Below are 21,326 nucleotides of genomic sequence, written 5' to 3' on the forward strand. Positions count from 1 at the left end.
GACAATGGCGTCGCCGCGAGCGGCGCCGCACAACATGACGCGACGCCGCAAGCCGGCCGCGCCGATCAGGAAACCTCAGGCATGGATAAACTCGTCATCGTCGGCGGGCAGACGCTCGCAGGGGAAGTGACCGTTTCGGGTGCGAAGAACGCGGCGCTGCCCATTCTCTGCGCAGGCCTTCTGAGCGCGGAACCCGTTCATCTGGACAATGTGCCCGACCTCCAGGACGTGCGCACCACGCTCAAGCTGCTCAACCAGATGGGCGTGCGCACCGAGCAGGACGGCCACCGCGTGCAGCTCGACGCCTCCAAGGTCGACAACCTCGTCGCGCCGTATGAGCTCGTGAAGACCATGCGTGCGTCGATTCTCGTGCTCGGGCCGCTCGTCGCGCGCTTCGGCGAGGCGAAGGTGTCGCTGCCGGGCGGCTGCGCGATCGGCGCGCGCCCCGTGGACCAGCACATCAAGGGCCTGCAGGCGATGGGCGCCGAGATCACCATCGAGCACGGCTTCATCGAGGCGCGTGCGAAGCGCCTGAAGGGCGCGCGCATCGTCACCGACATGATCACGGTCACCGGCACGGAAAACCTGCTGATGGCCGCCGTGCTCGCCGAAGGCGAAACGGTGATCGAGAACGCCGCGCGCGAGCCCGAAGTGGGCGACCTCGCGCATCTGCTCGTCGCGATGGGCGCGCAGATCGAGGGCATCGGCACCGACCGTCTGGTCATCCAGGGCGTGGACAAGCTGCACGGCGCGAAGCACACGGTCATTCCCGACCGCATCGAAGCGGGCACGTTCCTGTGCGCGGTCGCGGCCGCGGGCGGCGACGTCACGCTGCGCCAGGTGCGTCCGCATATCCTCGACGCCGTCACGGACAAACTGCGCGAAGCGGGCGTGACGATCGAAGAGGGCGACGACTGGATGCGCGTGCGCATGCACGAGCGCGCGCGCGCCGTGAACCTGCGCACCTCGGAATATCCGGCGTTCCCGACCGACATGCAGGCGCAGTTCATGGCGCTCAACACGATCGCGGACGGCACCTCGCAAGTGGTCGAAAACATCTTCGAGAACCGCTTCATGCACGTGCAGGAGCTGAACCGCCTGGGCGCGCACATCACGATCGACGGCAAGACGGCGCTCGTGGCTGGCGTCGAGAAGCTCTCGGGCGCGAAGGTGATGGCAACCGATCTGCGCGCTTCGGCGAGCCTCGTGATCGCGGGCCTGTGCGCCGACGGCGAGACGCTCATCGACCGCATCTATCACCTCGACCGCGGCTACGACCGCATGGAAGAGAAGCTGAACAAGATCGGCGCCAACGTGAAGCGCATCAAGGGGAACGCGGCATGAGCACGGTCGAATCCAGGCCCACGCCGGCCGCGGCGGCCGGCGCGCCGCTCACGCTGGCGCTCTCGAAGGGCCGCATCTTCGAAGAGACGATGCCGCTGCTCGCCGCCGCGGGCGTCGAAGTGACCGAAGATCCGGAAACCTCGCGCAAGCTGATCCTGCCAACCACCGACCCGAACCTGCGCGTCATCATCGTGCGCGCGACCGACGTGCCCACCTACGTGGAGTACGGCGCGGCCGACTTCGGCGTGGCGGGCAAGGACGTGCTGCTCGAGCATGGCGGCGGCGGCCTCTATCAGCCGATCGATCTCGACATCGCGCGCTGCCGTCTCTCGGTGGCCGTGAAGGCGGGCTTCGACTACGCCAATGCCGTGCGCCAGGGCGCACGCCTGCGCGTGGCGACCAAGTACACGGAGGCCGCGCGCCAGCACTTCGCGGCCAAGGGCGTGCACGTCGACCTCATCAAGCTCTATGGCTCGATGGAGCTCGCGCCGCTCGTCGGCCTTGCCGACGCGATCGTCGACCTCGTCAGCACGGGCGGCACGCTGCGCGCGAACAATCTGGTCGAGGTCGAGGAGATCATGGAGATCTCCTCGCGCCTCGTCGTGAACCAGGCGGCGCTCAAGCTCAAGCGCGCTGCGCTGCGGCCGTTCCTCGACGCGTTCGAACGCGCGTCGCGCGGCGCGCAGGCAGCGTGATCGAGCCGCCGGATTCGGCGGCTCGATCCAGCCACTTGAGTTGGCTACCTGAGTTGGCCACTTGAGTCGGAGTTGGCGACCTGAAGAAGCTCGCACGAGCGAGCCGGGCGACGCCCGCGCGGAGCACCCGATGCGCCGCGCCCACAACCGTTACGGATGGATATCAGCATGGCTATCACGATGCGCAAACTCGACTCCAGCGCCGCAGGCTTCAAGGCGGCGCTGCACGCGGTGCTCGCCTTCGAGGCGAGCGAAGACGAGGCCATCGAGCGCTCGGTCGCGCAAATCCTCGCCGATGTGAAGGCGCGCGGCGACGCCGCCGTGCTCGACTATACGAACCGCTTCGACCGCCTGAACGCCACGAGCGTCGATGCGCTGGAGCTGCCGATCAGCGAGCTCGAGGCGGCGCTGGAAAGTCTCGAGCCCAAGCAGCGCGCGGCGCTCGAAGCGGCGGCCGCGCGCGTACGCGGCTACCACGAGAAGCAGCGCATCGAGTGCGGCTCGCATAGCTGGCAGTACACCGAAGCGGACGGCACCGTGCTCGGTCAGAAGGTCACGCCGCTCGACCGCGTAGGCCTTTACGTGCCGGGCGGCAAGGCCGCGTATCCGTCGTCGGTGCTGATGAACGCGATTCCCGCACGGGTCGCGGGCGTGCGCGAGATCATCATGGTCGTGCCCACGCCCGACGGCGTGAAGAACCCGCTCGTGCTGGCGGCGGCGCTGCTCGGCGGTGTCGACCGCGTGTTCACCATCGGCGGCGCGCAGGCCGTGGGCGCACTCGCCTATGGCACGCGCACCATCCCGGCCGTCGACAAGATCTGTGGCCCGGGCAACGCCTATGTGGCCTCGGCCAAGCGCCGCGTGTTCGGCACGGTCGGCATCGACATGATCGCCGGCCCCTCCGAGATCCTCGTGCTGTGCGACGGCACGACCGATCCGCGCTGGGTCGCGATGGACCTGTTCTCGCAGGCCGAGCACGACGAGCTCGCGCAATCGATCCTGCTGTGCCCGGACGACGCGTTCATCAAGCGCGTGCAAGACGCGATCGACGAGCTGCTGCCTTCGATGCCGCGCGCCGAAGTGATCGCCACGTCGCTGACGAACCGCGGCGCGCTCGTGAAGGTGCGCGACATGGCCGAAGCCTGCGCGATCGCCAACGACATCGCACCCGAGCACCTCGAGATCTCGGCGCTCGAGCCGCAGAAGTGGGGCGCCGAAATCCGCCACGCGGGCGCGATCTTCCTTGGCCGCTACACGAGCGAAAGCCTCGGCGACTACTGCGCGGGGCCGAATCACGTGCTGCCTACGTCTCGTACCGCACGTTTCTCGTCGCCGCTCGGCGTCTATGATTTCATCAAGCGATCGAGCCTGATCGAAGTGAGCGCGGAAGGCGCCCAGACGCTCGGCGAGATCGCGGCGGAACTCGCGTATGGCGAGGGCCTCCAGGCCCACGCGCGCAGCGCCGAGTACCGCATGAAGCAAAGCTGAGACAGGGTGGAGGCAGGACGGCGCGCATGAGCTTCCTGTGCGCCGCGCCCCCGAGGAGACGTTTGCAAGCATCGGCGCGCCAGGCGCACGCAGGCCAGCGCCCGATGCCTGGAACACCGAAATAACCCGCGCGCCCGTAAACGGGCGCCAACCAGGACGGCCCTGCAGCGCTGCGGCACTGTAGTCAGGCTGGCCGTCCGTGCCGGCTCCACGCCCTGCGCGCGAGCCAATCGACAATGACCACACCACACGACATCATCCGCCCCGATGTGCTCGCCATGACGAGCTATCCGGTCCCCGACGCCGCCGGCTTCGTGAAGCTCGACGCCATGGAGAACCCGTACTCGCTGCCCGCCGATCTGGCCGCGCAACTGGGCGAGCATCTCGCGGGCGTGGCGCTGAACCGCTATCCGGCGCCGCGTCCCGAGGCGCTCATGGCGAAGCTCAAGACCGCGATGCGCGTGCCGCCCGAGTGCGACGTGCTGCTCGGCAACGGCTCGGACGAGATCATCAGCATGATCACGATGGCGTGCGCGAAGCCGGGCGCGAAGGTGCTCGCGCCGGTGCCGGGCTTCGTGATGTATGCGATGTCGGCGAAATTCGCCCAGGTGGAGTTCGTCGGCGTGCCGCTCAAGGCAGACCTGACGCTCGATACCGAGGCCATGCTGGCCGCCGTCGCCGAGCACAAGCCGGCCGTGATCTGGCTGGCGTACCCGAACAACCCCACGGGCACGCTCTTCGCCGACGCCGACATCGAACGCATCATCGAAGCCGCGGACGCCGCTGGCGGCCTCGTCGTGATCGACGAGGCCTATCAGCCGTTCGCGCAGACGAGCTGGATGCCGCGCGCGGGCGCGTTCGACAACGTGGTCGTGATGCGCACGATGTCCAAGCTCGGGCTCGCGGGCATCCGCCTTGGCTACCTCGCGGGCCGCACTGCATGGCTCAACGAGTTCGACAAGGTGCGCCCGCCGTATAACGTGAATGTGCTGACCCAGGCGGCCGCCGATTTCCTGCTCGACCATATTGGCGTGCTCGACGCGCAGGCCGCCCAGTTGCGCGCGGATCGGGCGCAACTGGCCGCCGCAGTGGCGAAATTGCCGGGCGCCGAAGTGTTCGAAAGCGCCGGCAATTTCCTGCTCGTGCGCGTGCCCGATGCCTCCGCCGTGTTCGATACGCTGCTCACAGCGCGGGTTCTGGTCAAAAACGTGAGTAAAATGCACCCATTGCTCGCGAATTGCGTGCGCCTGACCGTTGGGACCCCCGACGAAAACGCGCAGCTGCTCGCCGCCCTGAAGCTCGTGCTCAAGTGAATCGTTCCGGTCGTTTCGAAGCGCCCAGCGCTTCGAGCTCCATTCTCTGAACCCTCCTGTTACAGGTTGTTTGAAGGAAATTGCCATGCGCGTCGCGCAAGTCGTTCGCAACACCAGCGAAACGCAAATCCGCGTGAAACTCAATCTGGACGGCACCGGCGAGCAAAAGCTCGCGACCGGCGTGCCGTTTCTCGACCACATGCTCGACCAGATCGCGCGACATGGTCTGATCGATCTCGAAGTCGAGGCGCATGGCGATACCCATATCGACGACCACCATACGGTTGAAGACGTCGGCATCACGCTGGGCCAGGCGGTTGCGCAGGCCATCGGCGACAAGAAGGGCATCCGCCGCTATGGCCATGCCTACGTGCCGCTCGACGAGGCGCTCTCGCGCGTGGTGATCGACTTCTCGGGCCGTCCGGGGCTCGAGTTCCACGTGCCGTTCACGCGCGCGCGCATCGGCACGTTCGACGTCGACCTGTCGATCGAATTCTTCCGCGGCTTCGTCAATCACGCCGGCGTGACGCTGCATATCGACAATCTGCGCGGCCTGAACGCACATCACCAGATGGAAACCGTGTTCAAGGCCTTCGGCCGCGCGCTGCGCCAGGCCGCCGAGCTGGATGAGCGTCAGGCGGGCAAGATTCCGTCGACGAAGGGCAGCCTGTAAGCGGTATCCGAGATGAAAACTTCAATTGCGATTGTGGATTATGGGATGGGCAACCTGCGTTCGGTGGCCCAGGCGCTGAAGCAGGCCGCGCCGGAAGCCGACGTGCAGATCGTCGAGCAACCGGAAGCGATCCGCGCAGCCGACCGCGTCGTGCTGCCGGGTCAGGGCGCGATGCCCGACTGCATGCGCAGCCTCGCGGAGTCGGGCCTGCAAGATGCCGTGCTTGAAGCCTCGCGCACCAAGCCGCTGATGGGCGTGTGCGTGGGCGAGCAGATGCTGTTCGACTGGAGCGCCGAGGGCGACACGAAGGGCCTCGGCCTGCTGCCGGGCAAGGTCGTGCGCTTCGCGCTGGAAGGCCAGGTGCAGGACGACGGCTCGCGCTTCAAGGTGCCGCAGATGGGCTGGAACCGCGTGCGTCAAACCCGCGCTCACGCGCTGTGGGACGGCGTGCCCGACGAAAGCTTCTTTTATTTCGTGCACAGCTACTATGTCGTGCCGGCCGACGCGGCTCATACGGTCGGCGAAACGCCTTACGGCGCGGCCTTTACCTCGGCGGTGGCGCGGGATAACATCTTCGCCACCCAATTTCACCCGGAAAAGAGCGCCGCAGCGGGCTTGCGCGTCTATCGCAACTTCGTCCACTGGAACCCGTAATTCACGCGCGGCGTTGCCGGCTCGGATCACCCAGGTCAGTCCTGCAAGCGTTGTGTGCGCCCGAAGCCGATTTACATCAGCAAGGCCGCCGAAAGAGTTGTACTAAACTAGCGCAACGGCGTCGGATCGGGCCTTTCCCGACCGTTGCCGGCTGATTTCAACCACATTCCCAGACATCACCCGATTGCTATGCTGCTGATTCCGGCCATCGATCTCAAAGACGGTCACTGCGTACGCCTGAAACAAGGCGATATGGACCAGGCGACGATTTTCTCCGAGGAACCAGCGGCCATGGCCCGACATTGGGTCGAGCGCGGCGCGCGGCGTCTGCACCTCGTCGATCTGAACGGCGCGTTCGCAGGCAAGCCGAAGAACGAAGACGCGATTCGCGAGATCATCGCGGAAGTGGGCGACCAGATCCCCGTGCAGCTGGGCGGCGGCATCCGCGACCTCGACACCATCGAGCGCTACCTCGACGACGGCCTCTCGTACGTGATCATCGGTACGGCGGCGGTCAAGAACCCGGGCTTCCTGCAGGAAGCTTGCACGGCGTTCGGGGGCCATATCATCGTCGGGCTCGACGCCAAGGACGGCAAGGTCGCCACCGACGGCTGGAGCAAGCTCACGGGCCACGAAGTCGTGGACCTCGCGCGCAAGTTCGAGGACTACGGCGTCGAGTCGATCATCTACACCGACATCGGCCGCGACGGCATGCTGCAGGGCATCAATATCGAAGCGACGGTGCGCCTCGCGCGCGCGGTGAAGATTCCGGTCATCGCGAGCGGCGGCCTCTCGAATCTTGCCGACATCGACGCGCTCTGCGAAGTCGAGGACGAAGGCGTCGAAGGCGTGATCTGCGGCCGAGCGATCTACTCGGGCGATCTCGATTTTGCCGAGGCGCAAACGCGCGCAGACAGCCTGCGCGAATCGGACGACGCTTGAAGCGTCGCGTGGACGGGGCCTCCCGAGCGGAGGCCGAGTCCTGCGGGGCTTTTGGAGTCCTTTTTGGTCCGTTGGGTCCTTCGGGTCCTTTCGGGTCCTTCGGGGGCCCCGGTGCGACCGGCAAGGGCGGGCCGCGCGCCGTCGGCGGCGAGTCGCCGCTCCTGGCCGCTTGTTCGCCGGCTAATTTCGCGATAACCGCTATCGCGCGACAATGGGCGTAGCTGCTGCGGTCCCGGCACGCCCCGGAATATCGGCAAGATCATGGCTCTACCCAAACGCATCATCCCCTGTCTCGACGTGACTGCCGGACGGGTCGTCAAGGGCGTCAACTTCGTCGAGCTGCGCGACGCGGGCGACCCCGTCGAAATCGCGCGCCGCTACGACGACCAGGGCGCCGACGAGCTCACCTTCCTCGACATCACGGCCACCTCGGACGGGCGCGACCTGATCCTGCCGATCATCGAAGCGGTGGCCTCGCAGGTCTTCATCCCGCTGACGGTGGGCGGCGGCGTGCGCGCCGTCACCGACGTGCGGCGCCTGCTGAACGCGGGCGCCGACAAGGTCGGCATGAATTCGTCGGCGGTGGCCAATCCGCAGCTCGTGCGCGATTCCGCCGATAAATACGGCTCGCAGTGCATCGTCGTCGCCATCGACGCGAAGCGCACCTCGGCGCCGGGCGAAGCGCCGCGCTGGGAAGTCTTCACGCACGGCGGCCGCAAGGCCACCGGCATCGACGCCGTCGAGTGGGCGCGCAAGATGGCCGAGTTCGGCGCGGGCGAAATCCTGCTCACGAGCATGGATCGCGACGGCACCAAGAGCGGCTTCGACCTCGCCCTCACGAGCGCGGTGTCCGACGCCGTGCCGATTCCCGTGATCGCCTCGGGCGGCGTGGGCGGTCTGCAAGATCTCGCGGACGGCATCGTCAAGGGCCATGCCGACGCCGTGCTGGCGGCGAGCATCTTCCACTACGGCGAGCACACGGTTGGCGAGGCCAAGCGCTTCATGGCCGATCAGGGCATTTCGGTGAGGATGTGACGCCATGAGCAATGCACAAACCCACGACATCGCGAAGGCCGGCTGGCTCGACAAGGTCAACTGGGACGCTAACGGCCTCGTGCCCGTGATCGCGCAGGAAGCCACGACCGGCGACGTGCTGATGTTCGCGTGGATGAACCGCGAAGCGCTGGCCAAGACGGTCGAGCTGCGCCGCGCGGTGTACTTTTCGCGCTCGCGCCAGCGCCTGTGGTTCAAGGGCGAGGAGTCGGGCCACGTGCAGCACGTGCACGACATTCGCCTCGACTGCGACGAGGACGTCGTGCTGCTCAAGGTCGAGCAGGTGTCGAACATCGCGTGCCACACAGGCCGTCACTCGTGCTTTTTCCAGCAATTCGAAGGCACCGTCGACGAAGGCCGCTGGGTCGCCGTCGATCCCGTGCTGAAAGACCCCGAACACATCTACAAATGACGCAACTGAACACCAACGACACCCTGCTGCGCCTCGCGGCGGTGATCGATAGCCGCAAGGGCGGCGACCCGGACGCTTCCTACGTCGCGCGCCTGTTCCACAAGGGCGACGACGCGGTGCTCAAGAAGGTGGGCGAAGAGGCGACCGAAGTCGTGCTGGCCGCGAAGGACGTGCGTCAGGGCGGCGCGCCGAAGGCGCTGGTCGGCGAAATGGCCGATCTGTGGTTCCACTGCCTCGTCACGCTCTCGCACTTCGACTTGAGCCCCGCCGACGTGCTGGCGGAGCTGGAGCGCCGTGAGGGGCTCTCGGGCCTCGAGGAGAAGGCGCTGCGCAAGAGCCGCGAGCGCGAAGAAAACGGCGAATGACGCTGCGGGACTGAATTCGGGCCGCGGATTCGGGTCGAATTTTTGGGTCGAGTCATCTGACCGATACTGGCCCAGGTGACGCACGCGAGGCGTACGTCACCGCCGACCTAACTGGAGATGCCGCACATGTCCACACCCGGCGATTACCCGCCTCCTGCCTACCGCGCCCCGGAGCGAGATCCGCTCGACGCGGATCGTCTGCGTAGCCTTCGCACCCTTACGCACGTGCTCTACGGGCTCTACGCGATCTTCTTGCTAACGGGTGGCGTGACCGTGCTCGTGGCGATCATCATCAACTACATCAAGCGCGACGAAGCGGCGGGCACGCCCTACGAGCAGCACTTCACGTGGCAGATCCGCACCTTCTGGCTCGGGCTCGCCGGCACGCTGATCGGCGGCGCACTCTTCGTCGTCGTGATCGGTATTCCGATTTTGTGGGCTGTCGGAATCTGGACGTTGTACCGTATCATCAAAGGCTGGCTGTACCTGTACGACAACAAGCCGTTGTCCGATCCACGCGCGTGGTTCTGACGCCGCGGCAGATTGGGACCGTGCGCGGAACCCGACACGTTTTCTCCTCATACGGCGGCCCAGGAGCACCATGAGTCACGACCGCAGCACCTGTCTCTTTTGCAAGATCGCCGACGGCCTGATCCCCAGCACGCGTGTCTATGAAGACGACGAGTTCATCGCGTTCCGGGACATTCGGCCTGCAGCACAAACTCACGTGCTGGTGATTCCGCGCCAGCATATCCCTACCCTCGCGGACTGTGGCGAAAACGAAGCCCCGCTGCTTGGTAGAATGTTTGTATTGGTCGCGCGGCTGGCCAGGGATCTGGGCGTGTCCTACACGGGTGGCGAGACCGGCTATCGCACGGTGGTGAACACGGGGCCAGGCGGCGGCCAGGAGGTCTATCACCTGCACGCGCATCTGCTGTCTGGACCGCGTCCGTGGCAGCGCATGGGATAGGCCGGGCGCCTGCGCGACAACGGCAAGACGGCGGAATGCCAGGGGCGGCTGAAAAAGGGCACGTTGCCATGCAGCCGAAATACCTTGCAGTTACCATACCGGGCACGCAGCCCGGCAACCCGCCAGGCGCGCCAGGCATGGTGCCACGCCGGGCCAGTCGATCGGCACGGGCGTCAAGAAGCGCGTTCGCGCGACACGGTTTTTTCGCTACGCATGAGGCGTGGCAACGGGGTTAAGGAGAGTTTTGATCATGGGTTCGTTGAGCATTTGGCACTGGCTGATCGTGTTGTTGATCGTGGCGCTCGTCTTCGGTACGAAGAAGCTGCGCAATATCGGCAGCGATCTGGGTGGCGCGGTGAAGGGTTTCAAGGAAGGCATGCGCGAGGGCGAGGAGTCCGGCGCCGATCCGCAAAAGCGCGAGCTGCCGAACAACGGCGGCACCGTCGATGTCGACGCCAAGGACAAGACCCCGCGTTCGAACGACTTCCGCTAAGCGCGGCAGCCGTTATTTCCCGCCCCAAGGCTGACGGAAAGCTTCATTCATGCTCGATCTGGGTCTAACCAAGATGGCGCTGATCGGCGTCGTCGCGCTGGTCGTTCTCGGACCGGAACGGCTGCCGCGCGTCGCGCGTACGGCCGGCGCCCTGTTCGGCCGCGCGCAGCGCTATATCAACGACGTCAAGGCGGAAGTCACGCGCGAGATCGAACTGGATGAGTTGCGCCGCATGAAGGGCGAATTCGAACAGGCCGCGCAAAACGTCGAGAAGACCGTTCACGATAACCTGCACAAGCAGGAGACCGAGCTGAACGAGGCCTGGAACGTTGGCACGGGCGGGGCGCCCAGCATCGCGGGCGGCGCCGCTTCGGACCCGGCGCAAGGCAACGCGTTCGGGATGTCCGGCACGGCCGACGCTTCGGGCGTCACGTCATGGCGCTCGAGTAACGCGTCTAACGCAACCGGCGGCAAACGCAAGAACTGGCGCGTGAAGCAAACGGCAACGCCCACGTGGTACAAACGCGCGACGCAGCGACGCACGCGCGTGCAATCGGGTGCCGCGCGCGTCGCGCAGCACACGCCGGCCAGCTTGCGCCGTCCCACGCGCTTCTTCTGATGCTCCGATACCGCAGTCGAGTCTGAACTTGTCCATCTCCAACCCCCGAGGGCCGGTGTGAGCGACCCCCAACAAAGACAGGACGAGGGCACTGAAGAGACCTTCATCTCGCACCTCGTCGAGCTGCGCGACCGCATTATTCGCGCGGGCATTGCCGTGATCGTCGTGTTCGTCGGGCTCGTGTACTGGGCGCCCGACATCTTCAGGCTGCTCGCCCGCCCGTTGATGCAGAACCTGCCGCGCGACGGCAAGATGATCGTCACCGACGTGACCGGCTCGTTCTTCGTGCCGATGAAGGTGACCATGCTCGTCGCTTTCGTGATCGCCTTGCCGGTCGTGCTCTATCAGATCTGGGCATTCGTGGCGCCGGGCCTCTATCAGCACGAAAAGAAGCTGGTCGGGCCGCTGGTGGCGAGCAGCTATACGCTGTTCCTGTGCGGCATGGCGTTCGCGTATTTCGTGGTGTTTCCCACCATCTTCCGCGTGATGGCGCATTACAACGCGCCGCTCGGCGCGGAGATGACCACCGATATCGACAATTACCTGAGCTTCGTGCTCACGATGTTTCTCGCGTTCGGTGTGACCTTCGAAGTGCCGATCGTCGTCGTGCTGCTCGTGCGCATGGGCGTGCTGACGGTCAAGAAGCTCAAGGAGATTCGTCCCTATGTGATCGTCGGCGCGTTCATCGTTGCCGCGGTCGTCACGCCGCCGGACGTGTTTTCGCAACTCATCCTCGCGCTGCCGCTGATCGTGCTGTACGAGGCGGGGATTATCGCGGCCAGACTCTTCATCGGGACCGGCGAGAAGAAGGCGGTCGACGAGACCGAGGCAACGAGCTGACGGGACGCACCAAAGGCACGCGGGCCCGAAGCCGCTAAAGTCCAAAAAGAAAGGCCGCGAACGGTGACGTTCGCGGCCTTTTTTGCTTTCTGTTGCTCGCGCTTCACTTCGCGGCGCAGGCGAGGGCGAGGGCGCCAGTCAGCGAAGACGCGCTGACGGCAACGTGAGCGGTGAGCCCACGTCGCGCGCGTGCCGGTCAACCTCCGTCGTCGTCGCCTTCTTCGTCCTGGTTCGCGGGCTGCTTCGGCGGCGGCGGGCGCTTGCCGATCATCACGTCGAGGTCCATGTCCTTGTTCTTGCGCACGAGGTGGACCTTGGCGCTGGTACCCGGCTTGATCTGCGCGATGACGTTCAGCAGACGTGTGGTGTCGGTGATCGCTTCGCCGTTCACCGCGGTCAGGACGTCGCCCGGCTTGATGCCGGCCTTGTCGGCGGGGCCGCCCTGCAGCACGCCCGCGACGATCGCGCCCGACTTCTGGTTCAGCCCGAACGACTCGGCGATCTCGGGCGTCACGTCCTGCGGCTCCACGCCGATCCAGCCGCGCGTGACCGAGCCCGTCGTGATGATGCTCTCCAGCACGCTGCGCGCCGTGGAGACGGGAATGGCAAAGCCGATGCCGAGCGAGCCGCCCGAGCGCGAATAGATGGCCGTGTTAATGCCGAGCAGATTGCCGTTGACGTCGACGAGCGCGCCGCCCGAGTTGCCCGGGTTGATGGGCGCGTCGGTCTGGATGAAGTTCTCGAAGGTGTTGATGCCGAGGTGATTGCGCCCGAGCGCGCTGATGATGCCCATCGTCACGGTCTGGCCCACGCCAAACGGGTTGCCGATGGCGAGCACGACGTCGCCCACGCGCGCCTGATCCATGCGTCCGAGCGTGATGGTGGGCAGATTCGGCAGGTTGATCTTGAGCACGGCGAGATCGGTCTCAGGGTCGATGCCGATCACCTTCGCGTTGGTGGTGCGGCCGTCGGAGAGCGCGATTTCAATCTGATCCGCGCCGTCGATCACGTGCTGGTTCGTTAGAATGTAACCGTCCGGACTGACAATGACGCCCGAACCGAGGTTCGCCGCAGGCTGTTCCTGCTGCTTGCGGTTGTTATTGGGATTGCCGAAAAAGTAGCGGAATAGCGGGTCGTTCTGGCGTGGGTCGGGCGGCAGCGACCCGTCCTTGCTCGAGAATACGTTGACGACCGCGGGCATCGCCTTCTGGGCCGCGTCCGCATAGGAGCCTTGTGCGGGGCCGCCGCCAATGCCCGGCGCCACCTCCCGCAGGGCAACGATCGGTTCCGCGAGCTGCTTGCCGAGTTGCCCCTGATGCTGGAGCCATTGCGGCTTGAGCGTCGCGATGATGAACATCAACGCCAGCAGGACCGTCACCGCCTGGGCGAAGAACAGCCAAAAGCGTCTAAGCATCTGAAGATTAGAGGATTATATGGATCGGATCGAACTGGAATTGTATCTGAACAATCTTCTGGAATCCGCGCGGTTCAAGGACTACTGCCCGAATGGCCTGCAGGTGGAGGGGCGGCGGCGCGTGGAGAAGATCGCGACCGGCGTCACGGCCTCGCTTGCCTTCCTCGAAGCGGCGCTGGAGTGGGGCGCCGACGCCGTGCTCGTGCACCATGGCTATTTCTGGCGCAACGAGCCGCCGCAGATCACGGGGCGCAAGTACCACCGCCTGAAAGCGCTGCTTGCCAACGACCTCAATCTGTTTGCCTACCATCTGCCGCTCGATTGCCATCCCGAGCTGGGCAATAACGCGCAGTTGGGCGCCAAAATGGGCTGGATCGGCGAAAAACGCTTCGGCGACCAGGATCTCGGCTGGATGACCACGCTGCCCATGCCGATCACGCTCGCGCACTTCACGGCGCAGGTCGAGCGGACGCTGGGCCGCACACCGCTCGTGCTCGGCGACCCCGATTGGGAGCTGCGCCACGTGGCATGGTGCACGGGGGCGGCGCAAGGCCTCTTCGATGCGGCGATCGAGGCGGGCGCCGATGTCTACCTGACCGGCGAGATCTCGGAGCCGACCACCCATACCTCGGCCGAGAGCGGCGTGGCGTTCCTTGCCGCGGGCCATCACGCCACCGAGCGGTTTGGCGTGCAGGCGGTGGGCGCGCACCTGGCGGAGGCGTTCGACATCGAGCATCTTTTCATCGATATCCACAATCCCGTTTGAGCGGGGTGGTTTGAGCGGCGCAATCGAGCGACCGGCTGCCTTGATGCTTCGCCCGATTGACTCGCGGCGAAGCGCATCGGTGTGTCTTATTCAGTGGGCATTTACAACATGAAAAGAAAATGGCCCCGTTTTCTGGGGGAAAACCCCGAGTTATCAAGGACTTCGCCCGCTTTTTGGCGAACGCCCCTTGTAAATGCCAACTCCATTCGCGCAAACTAGCGTTCGGCAGCACCGCGGGAAAGCTGGCGTGACGGAAAAATCCAACTCAGAAGTGGGGCGATGTGATGCGAGACAATGAGAACGACCGCGTCGATGGCAGCCGCCGTACCTGGCTGATTGCGACGTCCGTAGCAGGTGGCATAGGAGGCGTTGCCACTGTCGTACCCTTCGTAGCTTCGTTTGCACCATCAGAAAAAGCCCGCGCTGCCGGCGCGCCGGTCGAAGTCGACATCACGGGACTCGAACCCGGCTCGATGATGACCGTGGCCTGGCGCGGCAAGCCCGTGTGGATCCTGAACCGCACCGAGCGGATGCTGGCCGATTGCAAGAAGGCCGACCCCGAGCTGGCGGACCCGAACTCCGAGCATCCGTTCTCCATGCCGATGCCGGATTACTGCAAGAACGAATTCCGCTCGCGCGCCGAGCACCAGAACATCCTCGTGGCTGTGGCCGTGTGCACGCATCTGGGCTGCACGCCCACGCCGCGCTTCCAGGAGGGCCCGCAGCCCAACTTGCCCGACGACTGGCCCGGCGGCTTCCTGTGCCCGTGCCACGGCTCCACCTACGATCTCTCCGGCCGCGTGTTCAAGAACAAGCCCGCGCCGCAGAACCTCGACATCCCCCGCTACATGTTCACGTCCCCGACGCAGATCGTGATCGGCAAGGACGAACAAGGAGAAGCGTGATGGCCACGGGACACGAAAAGGAAGTGGACACGACGAGCGCGTCTTCGGGGCTGACCGGCTGGATCGACAAGCGCTTTCCGATGACGTCGACCTGGAAAGCGCACGTCTCCGAGTACTACGCGCCGAAGAACTTCAACTTCTGGTACTTCTTCGGCTCGCTCGCGCTGCTGGTGCTGGTGAACCAGATCGTCACCGGCATCTTCCTCACCATGAACTACAAGCCCGACTCGACGCTCGCGTTCGCGTCGGTCGAGTACATCATGCGCGAGGTGCCGTGGGGCTGGCTGATCCGCTACATGCACTCCACGGGCGCTTCGATGTTCTTCGTGGTCGTGTATCTGCACATGTTCCGCGGGCTGCTGTACGGTTCGTACCGCAAGCCACGCGAGCTCGTCTGGATCTTCGGCTGCGCGATCTTCCTGTGCCTGATGGCCGAAGCGTTCTTCGGCTATCTGCTGCCGTGGGGCCAGATGTCGTTCTGGGGCGCGCAGGTGATCGTGAACCTGTTCTCGGCGATTCCCTTCATCGGCCCGGACCTGTCGCTGTGGATCCGCGGCGACTACGTGGTTTCGGACGTCACGCTCAACCGCTTCTTCGCCTTCCACGTGATTGCGATCCCGCTCGTGCTGATCGGGCTCGTGATCGCCCACGTCGTGGCGCTGCATGAAGTGGGCTCGAACAATCCCGATGGCATCGAGATCAAGGAGAAAAAGGACGCGAACGGCATTCCGCTCGACGGCATCCCGTTCCACCCGTACTACTCCGTGCACGACTTCATGGGCGTGTGCATCTTCCTGATGATCTTCGCGGCGATCATCTTCTTCGCGCCGGAGATGGGTGGCTACTTCCTCGAAGCCAACAACTTCATCCCGGCCAACCCGCTGCAGACGCCGCCTGAGATCGCGCCGGTCTGGTACTTCACGGCGTTCTACGCGATGCTGCGCGCCACGACCGACCCGTTCAAGATCGTGCTGATGATCGTGATCGCGCTGCTCGGCCTGCTTGCACTCGTGCGCGCGCGCGGCAAGTGGCGCGCGGGCCTGCCGGTGCTGGCGATACTCGTGGTCCTCGCGATGGCCTTCACGGAGTCGAAGTTCTGGGGCGTCGTGGTGATGGGCACGGCGGTGATCTCGCTCTTTTTCCTGCCGTGGCTCGACCGCGCGCCGGTGAAGTCGATCCGCTACCGGCCGATGTTCCACAAAGTGTTTCTCGCGATCTTCGTTTTCGCGTTCCTGACGCTTGGGTTCCTCGGCACCCGGCCGCCATCGCCGGCGGCGACGCTGATCGCCCAGATCTGCGCACTCGTCTATTTCGCATTCTTCCTCGGCATGCCTTTCTGGACGCGGCTTGGCACCTTCAAGCAGCCGCCCGAGCGCGTGAAGTTCAGGCCCCATTAATCAAAGAGCGAGGAAGACATGATGATGAAATCTCTCTTTTCGACGCTCGCACGGGCAACAGGCACGGGTGTCGCCGGATTGGCGCTGGCATGCGCGATGGGTTTGGGGGTGGGATCGGCGCTTGCGCAGGAAAACATTCCGCTCGACCGCGCACCCGATAACGGGGAAAATCTTGCTTCGCTGCAACATGGCGCGCAATTGTTTGTAAACTATTGCCTGAATTGCCATAGTGCGAACCTGATGCGCTACAGCCGGCTGGAAGCGATCGGCATCCCGCAGAAGCAGATCGAAGATAATCTGCTGTTCACGACGGACAAGGTCGGCAACACGATGTCCATCGCGTTGCGCCCGGACGACGCCAAGGCGTGGTTCGGCGTGGCGCCGCCGGACCTCTCCGTGGAGGCGCGCGCGAAAGGGCGCGACTGGCTGTACACGTATCTGCGCAGCTTCTACCGCGACGACACGCGTCCGACCGGCTGGAACAACATGGTGTTCGAGAACGTGAGCATGCCCAATGTGCTCTGGCAACTGCAGGGTGTGCGCACGGCGAAGTTCGAAGACATGACGGACGAGGAAACGGGGGAAAAGATCCACCGTTTTGTAGGGTACCAACAGGTCACACCGGGGAAGCTTTCACCGGTGGATTATGATTCTGCTGTGGCCGACCTCGTTGCATACCTTGGCTGGATGGCCGAGCCGGAGCAGAAAACCCGCAAGCAGCTTGGAGTCTGGGTGCTCCTGTTCCTCGGCGTTCTGAGCTTTTTCGCGTGGCGACTGAACGCCGCGTACTGGAAAGATATCAAATAATCACGTCCTGACCGACGTGGGGCCGGTGCGACGAGACACCGCCTGACAGTCTTGCGACAGTCAGACGGTGTTTTTGCCCGCCGGCCTTTTGGGTTTATTGAGGAAATGTAAATCATGATGGTTCTGTACTCCGGCACTACCTGCCCGTTCTCCCAGCGCTGCCGGCTGGTGTTGTTCGAAAAGGGCATGGACTTCGAAATCCGCGACGTCGACCTGTTCAACAAACCGGAAGACATCGCCGTGATGAATCCGTACGGTCAGGTGCCGATTCTGGTCGAGCGCGACCTGATCCTGTACGAATCGAACATCATCAACGAGTACATCGACGAGCGCTTCCCGCACCCGCAGCTGATGCCGGCTGACCCGGTCCAGCGTGCCCGCGCGCGCCTGTTCCTGCTCAACTTCGAAAAAGAGCTGTTCGTGCACGTGAGCACGCTCGAAAACGAGAAGGGCAAGGCGGCCGAGAAGAACCACGAGAAGGCGCGTCTCGCAATCCGCGACCGCCTCACGCAGCTCGCGCCGATCTTCCTGAAGAACAAGTACATGCTGGGCGAAGAGTTCTCGATGCTCGACGTCGCGATCGCGCCGCTGCTGTGGCGTCTGGATCACTACGGCATCGAGCTGTCGAAGAACGCCGCGCCGCTCATGAAGTACGCCGAGCGTATCTTCAGCCGTCCGGCCTATATCGAAGCGCTGACGCCTTCGGAAAAGGTGATGCGCCGCTAAGCCGGTGTTGTAACAGGAGGCGGCGGCCACGGGCTGTTCTGCTGGCTGTGCCGCCTCGTCAGAGGATTGTTGATGCAAGAGATTTCCACCAAGCCGTACCTGCTGCGCGCGCTGTACGAGTGGTGCACCGACAACGGCTTCACGCCGCATATCGCGGTGCGGGTCGACAACCGTACGCGCGTGCCGCGCCAGTTCGTGCGCGACGGCGAGATCGTGCTGAACATCAGCTTCGAGGCGACGAGCCAGCTGCAGATGGGCAACGAGATGATCGAGTTCCACGCCCGTTTTTCCGGCAAGTCGCACAAGATCGAGGTGCCCGTGTCGAACGTGCTCGCGATCTACGCGCGCGAGAACGGCCAGGGCATGGCGTTCCCGGTCGACGCGCCTCCCGGCGATGCCGATGACGTGCTGCCTTCCGCGCAGGAGCATGACGAAGACGCGGTGCCCGTTGCTGCGGATGTGACGGATGAGGCATCGACGCCGGAGCCGGCAGTCTCGGCGCCCGAGAAGGACAAAGGCGACGACGGTGCAGCGAAGGGCGGAAAGGGCCACCTTAAGATCGTGAAATGAAGTAGAATAGCGGGCTACGCCGGCTTAGCTCATCTGGTAGAGCAGTTGATTTGTAATCATCAGGTGGCGGGTTCGAGTCCTGCAGCCGGCACCAAATGCATCGAAAACGGGTTACAGCTCATGCAGCTGTAACCCGTTTTTCGTTGGGAGCTAGTGGCTTCGCTAGCGTCTCCCGCCGAGGCTCTCGATCAGCGCAATCTCTTTCTCTCCCAACCCATACGCCGCGTAAAGCACAAAATCGATCTCCTGCGCTAGCGCCTCGCATTGCGCTCGATTGCCCGATTGGTTCAACTGCAGCAATACGTCCACCATGCGCACGATTTCCGCCCGCACTCCCGCGTCCGCAGGCACCGGCAATGCGTCGATCATCGCCTTGGTGAACGCCACGCCGCCGTTATAGCTCGACGCCCCAAAGCGTGCGCGCGTGACAAATCCCGCGAGCGGACAATTGAGCACCGCGGCCGCGAATTTCAGCAGATTCTCATCGTCGGAGCACAGGATCAGGGTTGTCTTGCCGGGGATCGTATCGCCGGCGAGATCGAGTGTCGCGTGCAGATGCGTGAGGCCTTTCACGATCACCTTTTTTGCGTCCGCCCTTGTGCGGTAGCTATTCGCAAAGGTTGCTGCGAAACGCGAACGCTCGACCGTAGGCTGCGCGTAGCGGCGACCGAGATAGGTCATCGGCTTGCTGTGCCAGCGCGAGGCGTAACGGCCCAACGTGCCGGTGTTGACCACGCGATAGTGACGACGCGCGTCGAAACCCTCTTGCGCTTCATCGATCAACGGCGCGAGCCGGTAAGCGTCTGATGTCGCGCACGCGTTCTCGCAGCGCAGCAGCGAGCCCAGCGCTGGGTGCGCGCGTATGAGTCGCTGGACGAACGCGTAGTGGGGCGAGAGCAGCGCATCGAGCGCCCACGGCGCTTCCAGGTCGCGTTTGCGCACACGCGCGAGCGGCGTCAGCGTTGTGCCTTCGAGGCGAGCCGTTTCTATGCAGTCCGTACCGGACTTGCGATAAACGGTCACGATCGAATCGACCATCGCGCGTTCGAACACATCGCGGCCCAGCGCGACGACGCGTGCGATCTTCTCGAGATGGTGCGAGCGGAACGCGGCGCCGAAGGGCTTCGCGAGCCATTTGTCGGGCGTGAGGAAGGCCATCGTCCCGTGTGGTGCGGTGAGCGCGAGGCCCAGTTCCATGAAGACGATGTAGAGGTCCCAGTTGCCGCGCGCGCTCGGCCAGCGCTGGGTGAGTGCTTCACGCAGCGGCTTCTGGCCTTCGTTGATCATGCGTTCGGAATCGATGTAGGGCGGGTTGGCAATCACGGCATCGAAGCCCTTGGACGCGTGATCGCCGACGAAAATCGCGGGGAATTCGCGTTGCCATTCGAAGGCGTCAGACCCGGCCGCGGGGGCAACGCGCGGCGCGGTATCGGCAGGCGTAGAGTCCTCCCGTTCTGCATCGAAAGCGATGCAGGACAGCGCGGCGTTGCCCTGCTTCAAATGGGCTTTGAGATTCGGTAGCGTGGCGAAAGCACCTTCGTCGTCGTACGCGGCATGCGCGAGCAATTCGAACGCGAGGCGCAGGCGTGCCAGGCCGAGCGCTTGAGCATCGATATCCACGCCGAAGAGGTTGCATTCGACGATCGCGCGCTTCTCGCGATATAGCGCGGCGTCGATGCGCAGTTGCTGTGCACGCGTGCCGTCATTGGCACGTTCGACGACAAGGCGGTCCTCCAGCGCTTCGAGACGCAATCCCGCGAGTGCATGATCTTCCCGATCGTCGAACAACCCGAGCCGCGATTTGATCGCGAGCAATTCGTCCAGTGCGGAAGCGAGCAGATGCCCGGTGCCCACAGCCGGGTCGCACACGCGCAACGCAGCGAATATCGCGCGTGCTTCTTCGCGATCCCTGATTGATTCGGATAGCTGATCGATGGTCGTGCAATGCCAGCCCTGGACGCGATTGAAGCGCCCAAGCACCGCGCCCGCGACGGCTTCGCGCGCAAGGAACATGGCGATGCTGCCCGGCGTGTACCATGCGCCGTCGCGGTAGCCATTGAGCTTTTCGAAGACGAGGCCGAGCGTCGCGGCGTCGACGCGCTTTTTGTCTGTGCGCGCGTTTGCGTCCGCATTCGCGTCGAACCCGAACTCGAACGCATCGAGGAAATCAAGCAGCTCAGTGGCCGTATTGCGCGCGTGAGGGGGCAGCGCGGAATCGAGCGAGCCGAGTGTGATCGCATGCTCCACGAGATCCGCGGGCTCGAACGTCGAGCCATCAAAGCGCGGCAAATGCGGGTGGCGACGCGGCGTCCCGCCTTCAGCCGCGCTATTGCCGAGTACTTCGCGGCAGAGCGTATCGAGATCGGCGAATGTGGGAATGCGCTCGCTGCGCATGAAGGCATAGGTGGGGTCGCCGTCGTGCAGCACCAGCAGGCGCGCCTCCAACAGCTTGAGGAGCATGACGCGGCCGATCCAGGCGATGCAAAGCCGCAGCGCCGTGCGAAAGGTGAGCGCTTCTCGATCCAGCGCACAAGTCTGGTGGTGCGCGCTCGCCGTGTTCAACGTTCGCGCTTCGCTCGCTTCCATGCGAGCGATTGCCAGCTCGACAAGCGCGCCGGACCGGCGCTCATCGGGCGCGCAACGCGCAACGACAGTCTTGCCGCTTGCCACGCCTTCGTCCAGGCCGGCGATCCGCAGCAGCCCGGCGTAGAAGTCCGCGTCGAGTCCGGCGCGCCTCGCGCTCCTTGTGCTCGCGCTTCGTGGACCGGTGCTGCTCGCGCGTTTCGCACGACTAGTCTGATTCGTCTCTGCCATGTTCTGGTTTGTGCGCCCCTGCGCGGATTGCCGCTCATTTTACTGGCCATGCGCTGCCGTTCGTTC

Annotated in this window: 23 protein-coding genes and 1 tRNA gene; 22 read left to right on the forward strand and 2 right to left on the reverse strand. The window is 64.5% G+C overall.

Annotation, left to right across the window (positions count from 1 at the left end):
• Nucleotides 1-81 precede the first annotated feature (81 nt).
• The 15 genes from murA (at nt 82) to tatC (ending at nt 11,861) form a co-directional block, all read left to right on the forward strand.
• Nucleotides 82-1,344 carry a UDP-N-acetylglucosamine 1-carboxyvinyltransferase gene (murA, locus tag E1956_RS04680; protein ID WP_134747608.1) on the forward strand — a complete coding sequence of 421 codons (1,263 nt, stop codon included), beginning with the start codon at nt 82-84 and terminating at the stop codon, nt 1,342-1,344.
• Nucleotides 1,341-2,039 carry an ATP phosphoribosyltransferase gene (hisG, locus tag E1956_RS04685; RefSeq protein WP_134747609.1) on the forward strand — a complete coding sequence of 233 codons (699 nt, stop codon included), beginning with the start codon at nt 1,341-1,343 and terminating at the stop codon, nt 2,037-2,039. The genes murA and hisG overlap by 4 nt, the downstream gene beginning before the upstream one ends.
• A 168-nt stretch (nt 2,040-2,207) precedes the next feature.
• Entirely contained in the window at nt 2,208-3,527 is a 1,320-nt protein-coding gene (hisD, locus tag E1956_RS04690) for a histidinol dehydrogenase (RefSeq protein WP_028218453.1), read from the forward strand.
• Between the two features lie 236 nt (nt 3,528-3,763).
• A complete protein-coding gene (gene hisC / locus E1956_RS04695) occupies nt 3,764-4,840 on the forward strand; it encodes a histidinol-phosphate transaminase (RefSeq protein ID WP_134747610.1) in 1,077 nt (358 codons plus the stop codon).
• Between the two features lie 85 nt (nt 4,841-4,925).
• Entirely contained in the window at nt 4,926-5,513 is a 588-nt protein-coding gene (gene hisB / locus E1956_RS04700) for an imidazoleglycerol-phosphate dehydratase HisB (RefSeq protein WP_028218451.1), read from the forward strand.
• Nucleotides 5,514-5,525: 12 nt separating this feature from the next.
• Nucleotides 5,526-6,167: an imidazole glycerol phosphate synthase subunit HisH gene (gene hisH, locus E1956_RS04705; protein WP_134747611.1), complete on the forward strand. Its 642-nt coding sequence runs from the start codon at nt 5,526-5,528 to the stop codon at nt 6,165-6,167.
• A gap of 189 nt (nt 6,168-6,356) precedes the next feature.
• Complete coding sequence (gene hisA, locus E1956_RS04710) at nt 6,357-7,109, forward strand: 1-(5-phosphoribosyl)-5-[(5-phosphoribosylamino)methylideneamino]imidazole-4-carboxamide isomerase (protein WP_028218449.1); 753 nt, start codon at nt 6,357-6,359, stop codon at nt 7,107-7,109.
• A 261-nt stretch (nt 7,110-7,370) separates the two neighbouring features.
• A complete protein-coding gene (gene hisF / locus E1956_RS04715) occupies nt 7,371-8,144 on the forward strand; it encodes an imidazole glycerol phosphate synthase subunit HisF (protein ID WP_134747612.1) in 774 nt (257 codons plus the stop codon).
• 4 nt (nt 8,145-8,148) lie between these two features.
• Complete coding sequence (hisI, locus tag E1956_RS04720) at nt 8,149-8,574, forward strand: phosphoribosyl-AMP cyclohydrolase (RefSeq protein ID WP_134747613.1); 426 nt, start codon at nt 8,149-8,151, stop codon at nt 8,572-8,574.
• Complete coding sequence (locus E1956_RS04725) at nt 8,571-8,939, forward strand: phosphoribosyl-ATP diphosphatase (protein ID WP_028218446.1); 369 nt, start codon at nt 8,571-8,573, stop codon at nt 8,937-8,939. The genes hisI and E1956_RS04725 overlap by 4 nt, the downstream gene beginning before the upstream one ends.
• Before the next feature lie 111 nt (nt 8,940-9,050).
• Nucleotides 9,051-9,470, forward strand: coding sequence for a DUF4870 family protein (locus E1956_RS04730; RefSeq protein WP_418789246.1), 420 nt, complete (start codon nt 9,051-9,053; stop codon nt 9,468-9,470).
• 70 nt (nt 9,471-9,540) lie between these two features.
• Entirely contained in the window at nt 9,541-9,909 is a 369-nt protein-coding gene (locus tag E1956_RS04735; RefSeq protein ID WP_134747615.1) for a histidine triad nucleotide-binding protein, read from the forward strand.
• A gap of 250 nt (nt 9,910-10,159) precedes the next feature.
• Nucleotides 10,160-10,402 (forward strand): Sec-independent protein translocase subunit TatA, encoded by a 243-nt coding sequence (gene tatA, locus E1956_RS04740; RefSeq protein WP_134747616.1) that lies wholly within the window; start codon nt 10,160-10,162, stop codon nt 10,400-10,402.
• Between the two features lie 49 nt (nt 10,403-10,451).
• Nucleotides 10,452-11,021 carry a Sec-independent protein translocase protein TatB gene (tatB, locus tag E1956_RS04745; RefSeq protein WP_134747617.1) on the forward strand — a complete coding sequence of 190 codons (570 nt, stop codon included), beginning with the start codon at nt 10,452-10,454 and terminating at the stop codon, nt 11,019-11,021.
• Between the two features lie 57 nt (nt 11,022-11,078).
• A complete protein-coding gene (tatC, locus tag E1956_RS04750; protein WP_134747618.1) occupies nt 11,079-11,861 on the forward strand; it encodes a twin-arginine translocase subunit TatC in 783 nt (260 codons plus the stop codon).
• A 196-nt stretch (nt 11,862-12,057) separates the two neighbouring features.
• On the opposite strand, the gene E1956_RS04755 is transcribed toward tatC, so the two are convergent.
• On the reverse strand, nt 12,058-13,275 hold the full coding sequence (locus tag E1956_RS04755) for a Do family serine endopeptidase (RefSeq protein WP_028218440.1): 1,218 nt from the start codon (nt 13,273-13,275) through the stop codon (nt 12,058-12,060).
• A 19-nt stretch (nt 13,276-13,294) separates the two neighbouring features.
• Between E1956_RS04755 and E1956_RS04760 the strand changes: the two genes are divergently transcribed.
• The 7 genes from E1956_RS04760 to E1956_RS04790 all read left to right on the forward strand — a co-directional run bounded on the left by E1956_RS04760 (nt 13,295) and on the right by E1956_RS04790 (nt 18,540).
• Nucleotides 13,295-14,041 carry a Nif3-like dinuclear metal center hexameric protein gene (locus E1956_RS04760; RefSeq protein WP_134747619.1) on the forward strand — a complete coding sequence of 249 codons (747 nt, stop codon included), beginning with the start codon at nt 13,295-13,297 and terminating at the stop codon, nt 14,039-14,041.
• Between the two features lie 284 nt (nt 14,042-14,325).
• Nucleotides 14,326-14,946, forward strand: coding sequence for a ubiquinol-cytochrome c reductase iron-sulfur subunit (petA, locus tag E1956_RS04765; RefSeq protein ID WP_134747620.1), 621 nt, complete (start codon nt 14,326-14,328; stop codon nt 14,944-14,946).
• Entirely contained in the window at nt 14,946-16,343 is a 1,398-nt protein-coding gene (locus E1956_RS04770; protein WP_134747621.1) for a cytochrome b, read from the forward strand. Before petA ends, E1956_RS04770 begins: the two co-directional genes overlap by 1 nt.
• A gap of 24 nt (nt 16,344-16,367) precedes the next feature.
• Nucleotides 16,368-17,150: a cytochrome c1 gene (locus tag E1956_RS04775; protein ID WP_134750345.1), complete on the forward strand. Its 783-nt coding sequence runs from the start codon at nt 16,368-16,370 to the stop codon at nt 17,148-17,150.
• 114 nt (nt 17,151-17,264) lie between these two features.
• Nucleotides 17,265-17,876, forward strand: a complete 612-nt coding sequence (locus tag E1956_RS04780) for a glutathione S-transferase N-terminal domain-containing protein (protein ID WP_027797364.1) — start codon at nt 17,265-17,267, stop codon at nt 17,874-17,876.
• A 72-nt stretch (nt 17,877-17,948) separates the two neighbouring features.
• Complete coding sequence (locus E1956_RS04785; protein WP_134747622.1) at nt 17,949-18,446, forward strand: ClpXP protease specificity-enhancing factor; 498 nt, start codon at nt 17,949-17,951, stop codon at nt 18,444-18,446.
• A gap of 18 nt (nt 18,447-18,464) precedes the next feature.
• Nucleotides 18,465-18,540 (forward strand) — tRNA-Thr (locus E1956_RS04790).
• A 68-nt stretch (nt 18,541-18,608) separates the two neighbouring features.
• Here the strand turns inward: E1956_RS04790 and E1956_RS04795 are convergent.
• The gene (locus E1956_RS04795) at nt 18,609-21,260 is read right to left on the reverse strand and encodes a type IIG restriction enzyme/methyltransferase (protein ID WP_134747623.1); all 2,652 of its coding nucleotides are present in this window, start codon (nt 21,258-21,260) and stop codon (nt 18,609-18,611) included.
• Nucleotides 21,261-21,326: the final 66 nt, after the last annotated feature.

Source organism: Paraburkholderia pallida (genome assembly GCF_004524855.1).
Taxonomy (GTDB): Bacteria; Pseudomonadota; Gammaproteobacteria; order Burkholderiales; family Burkholderiaceae; genus Paraburkholderia; species Paraburkholderia oxyphila.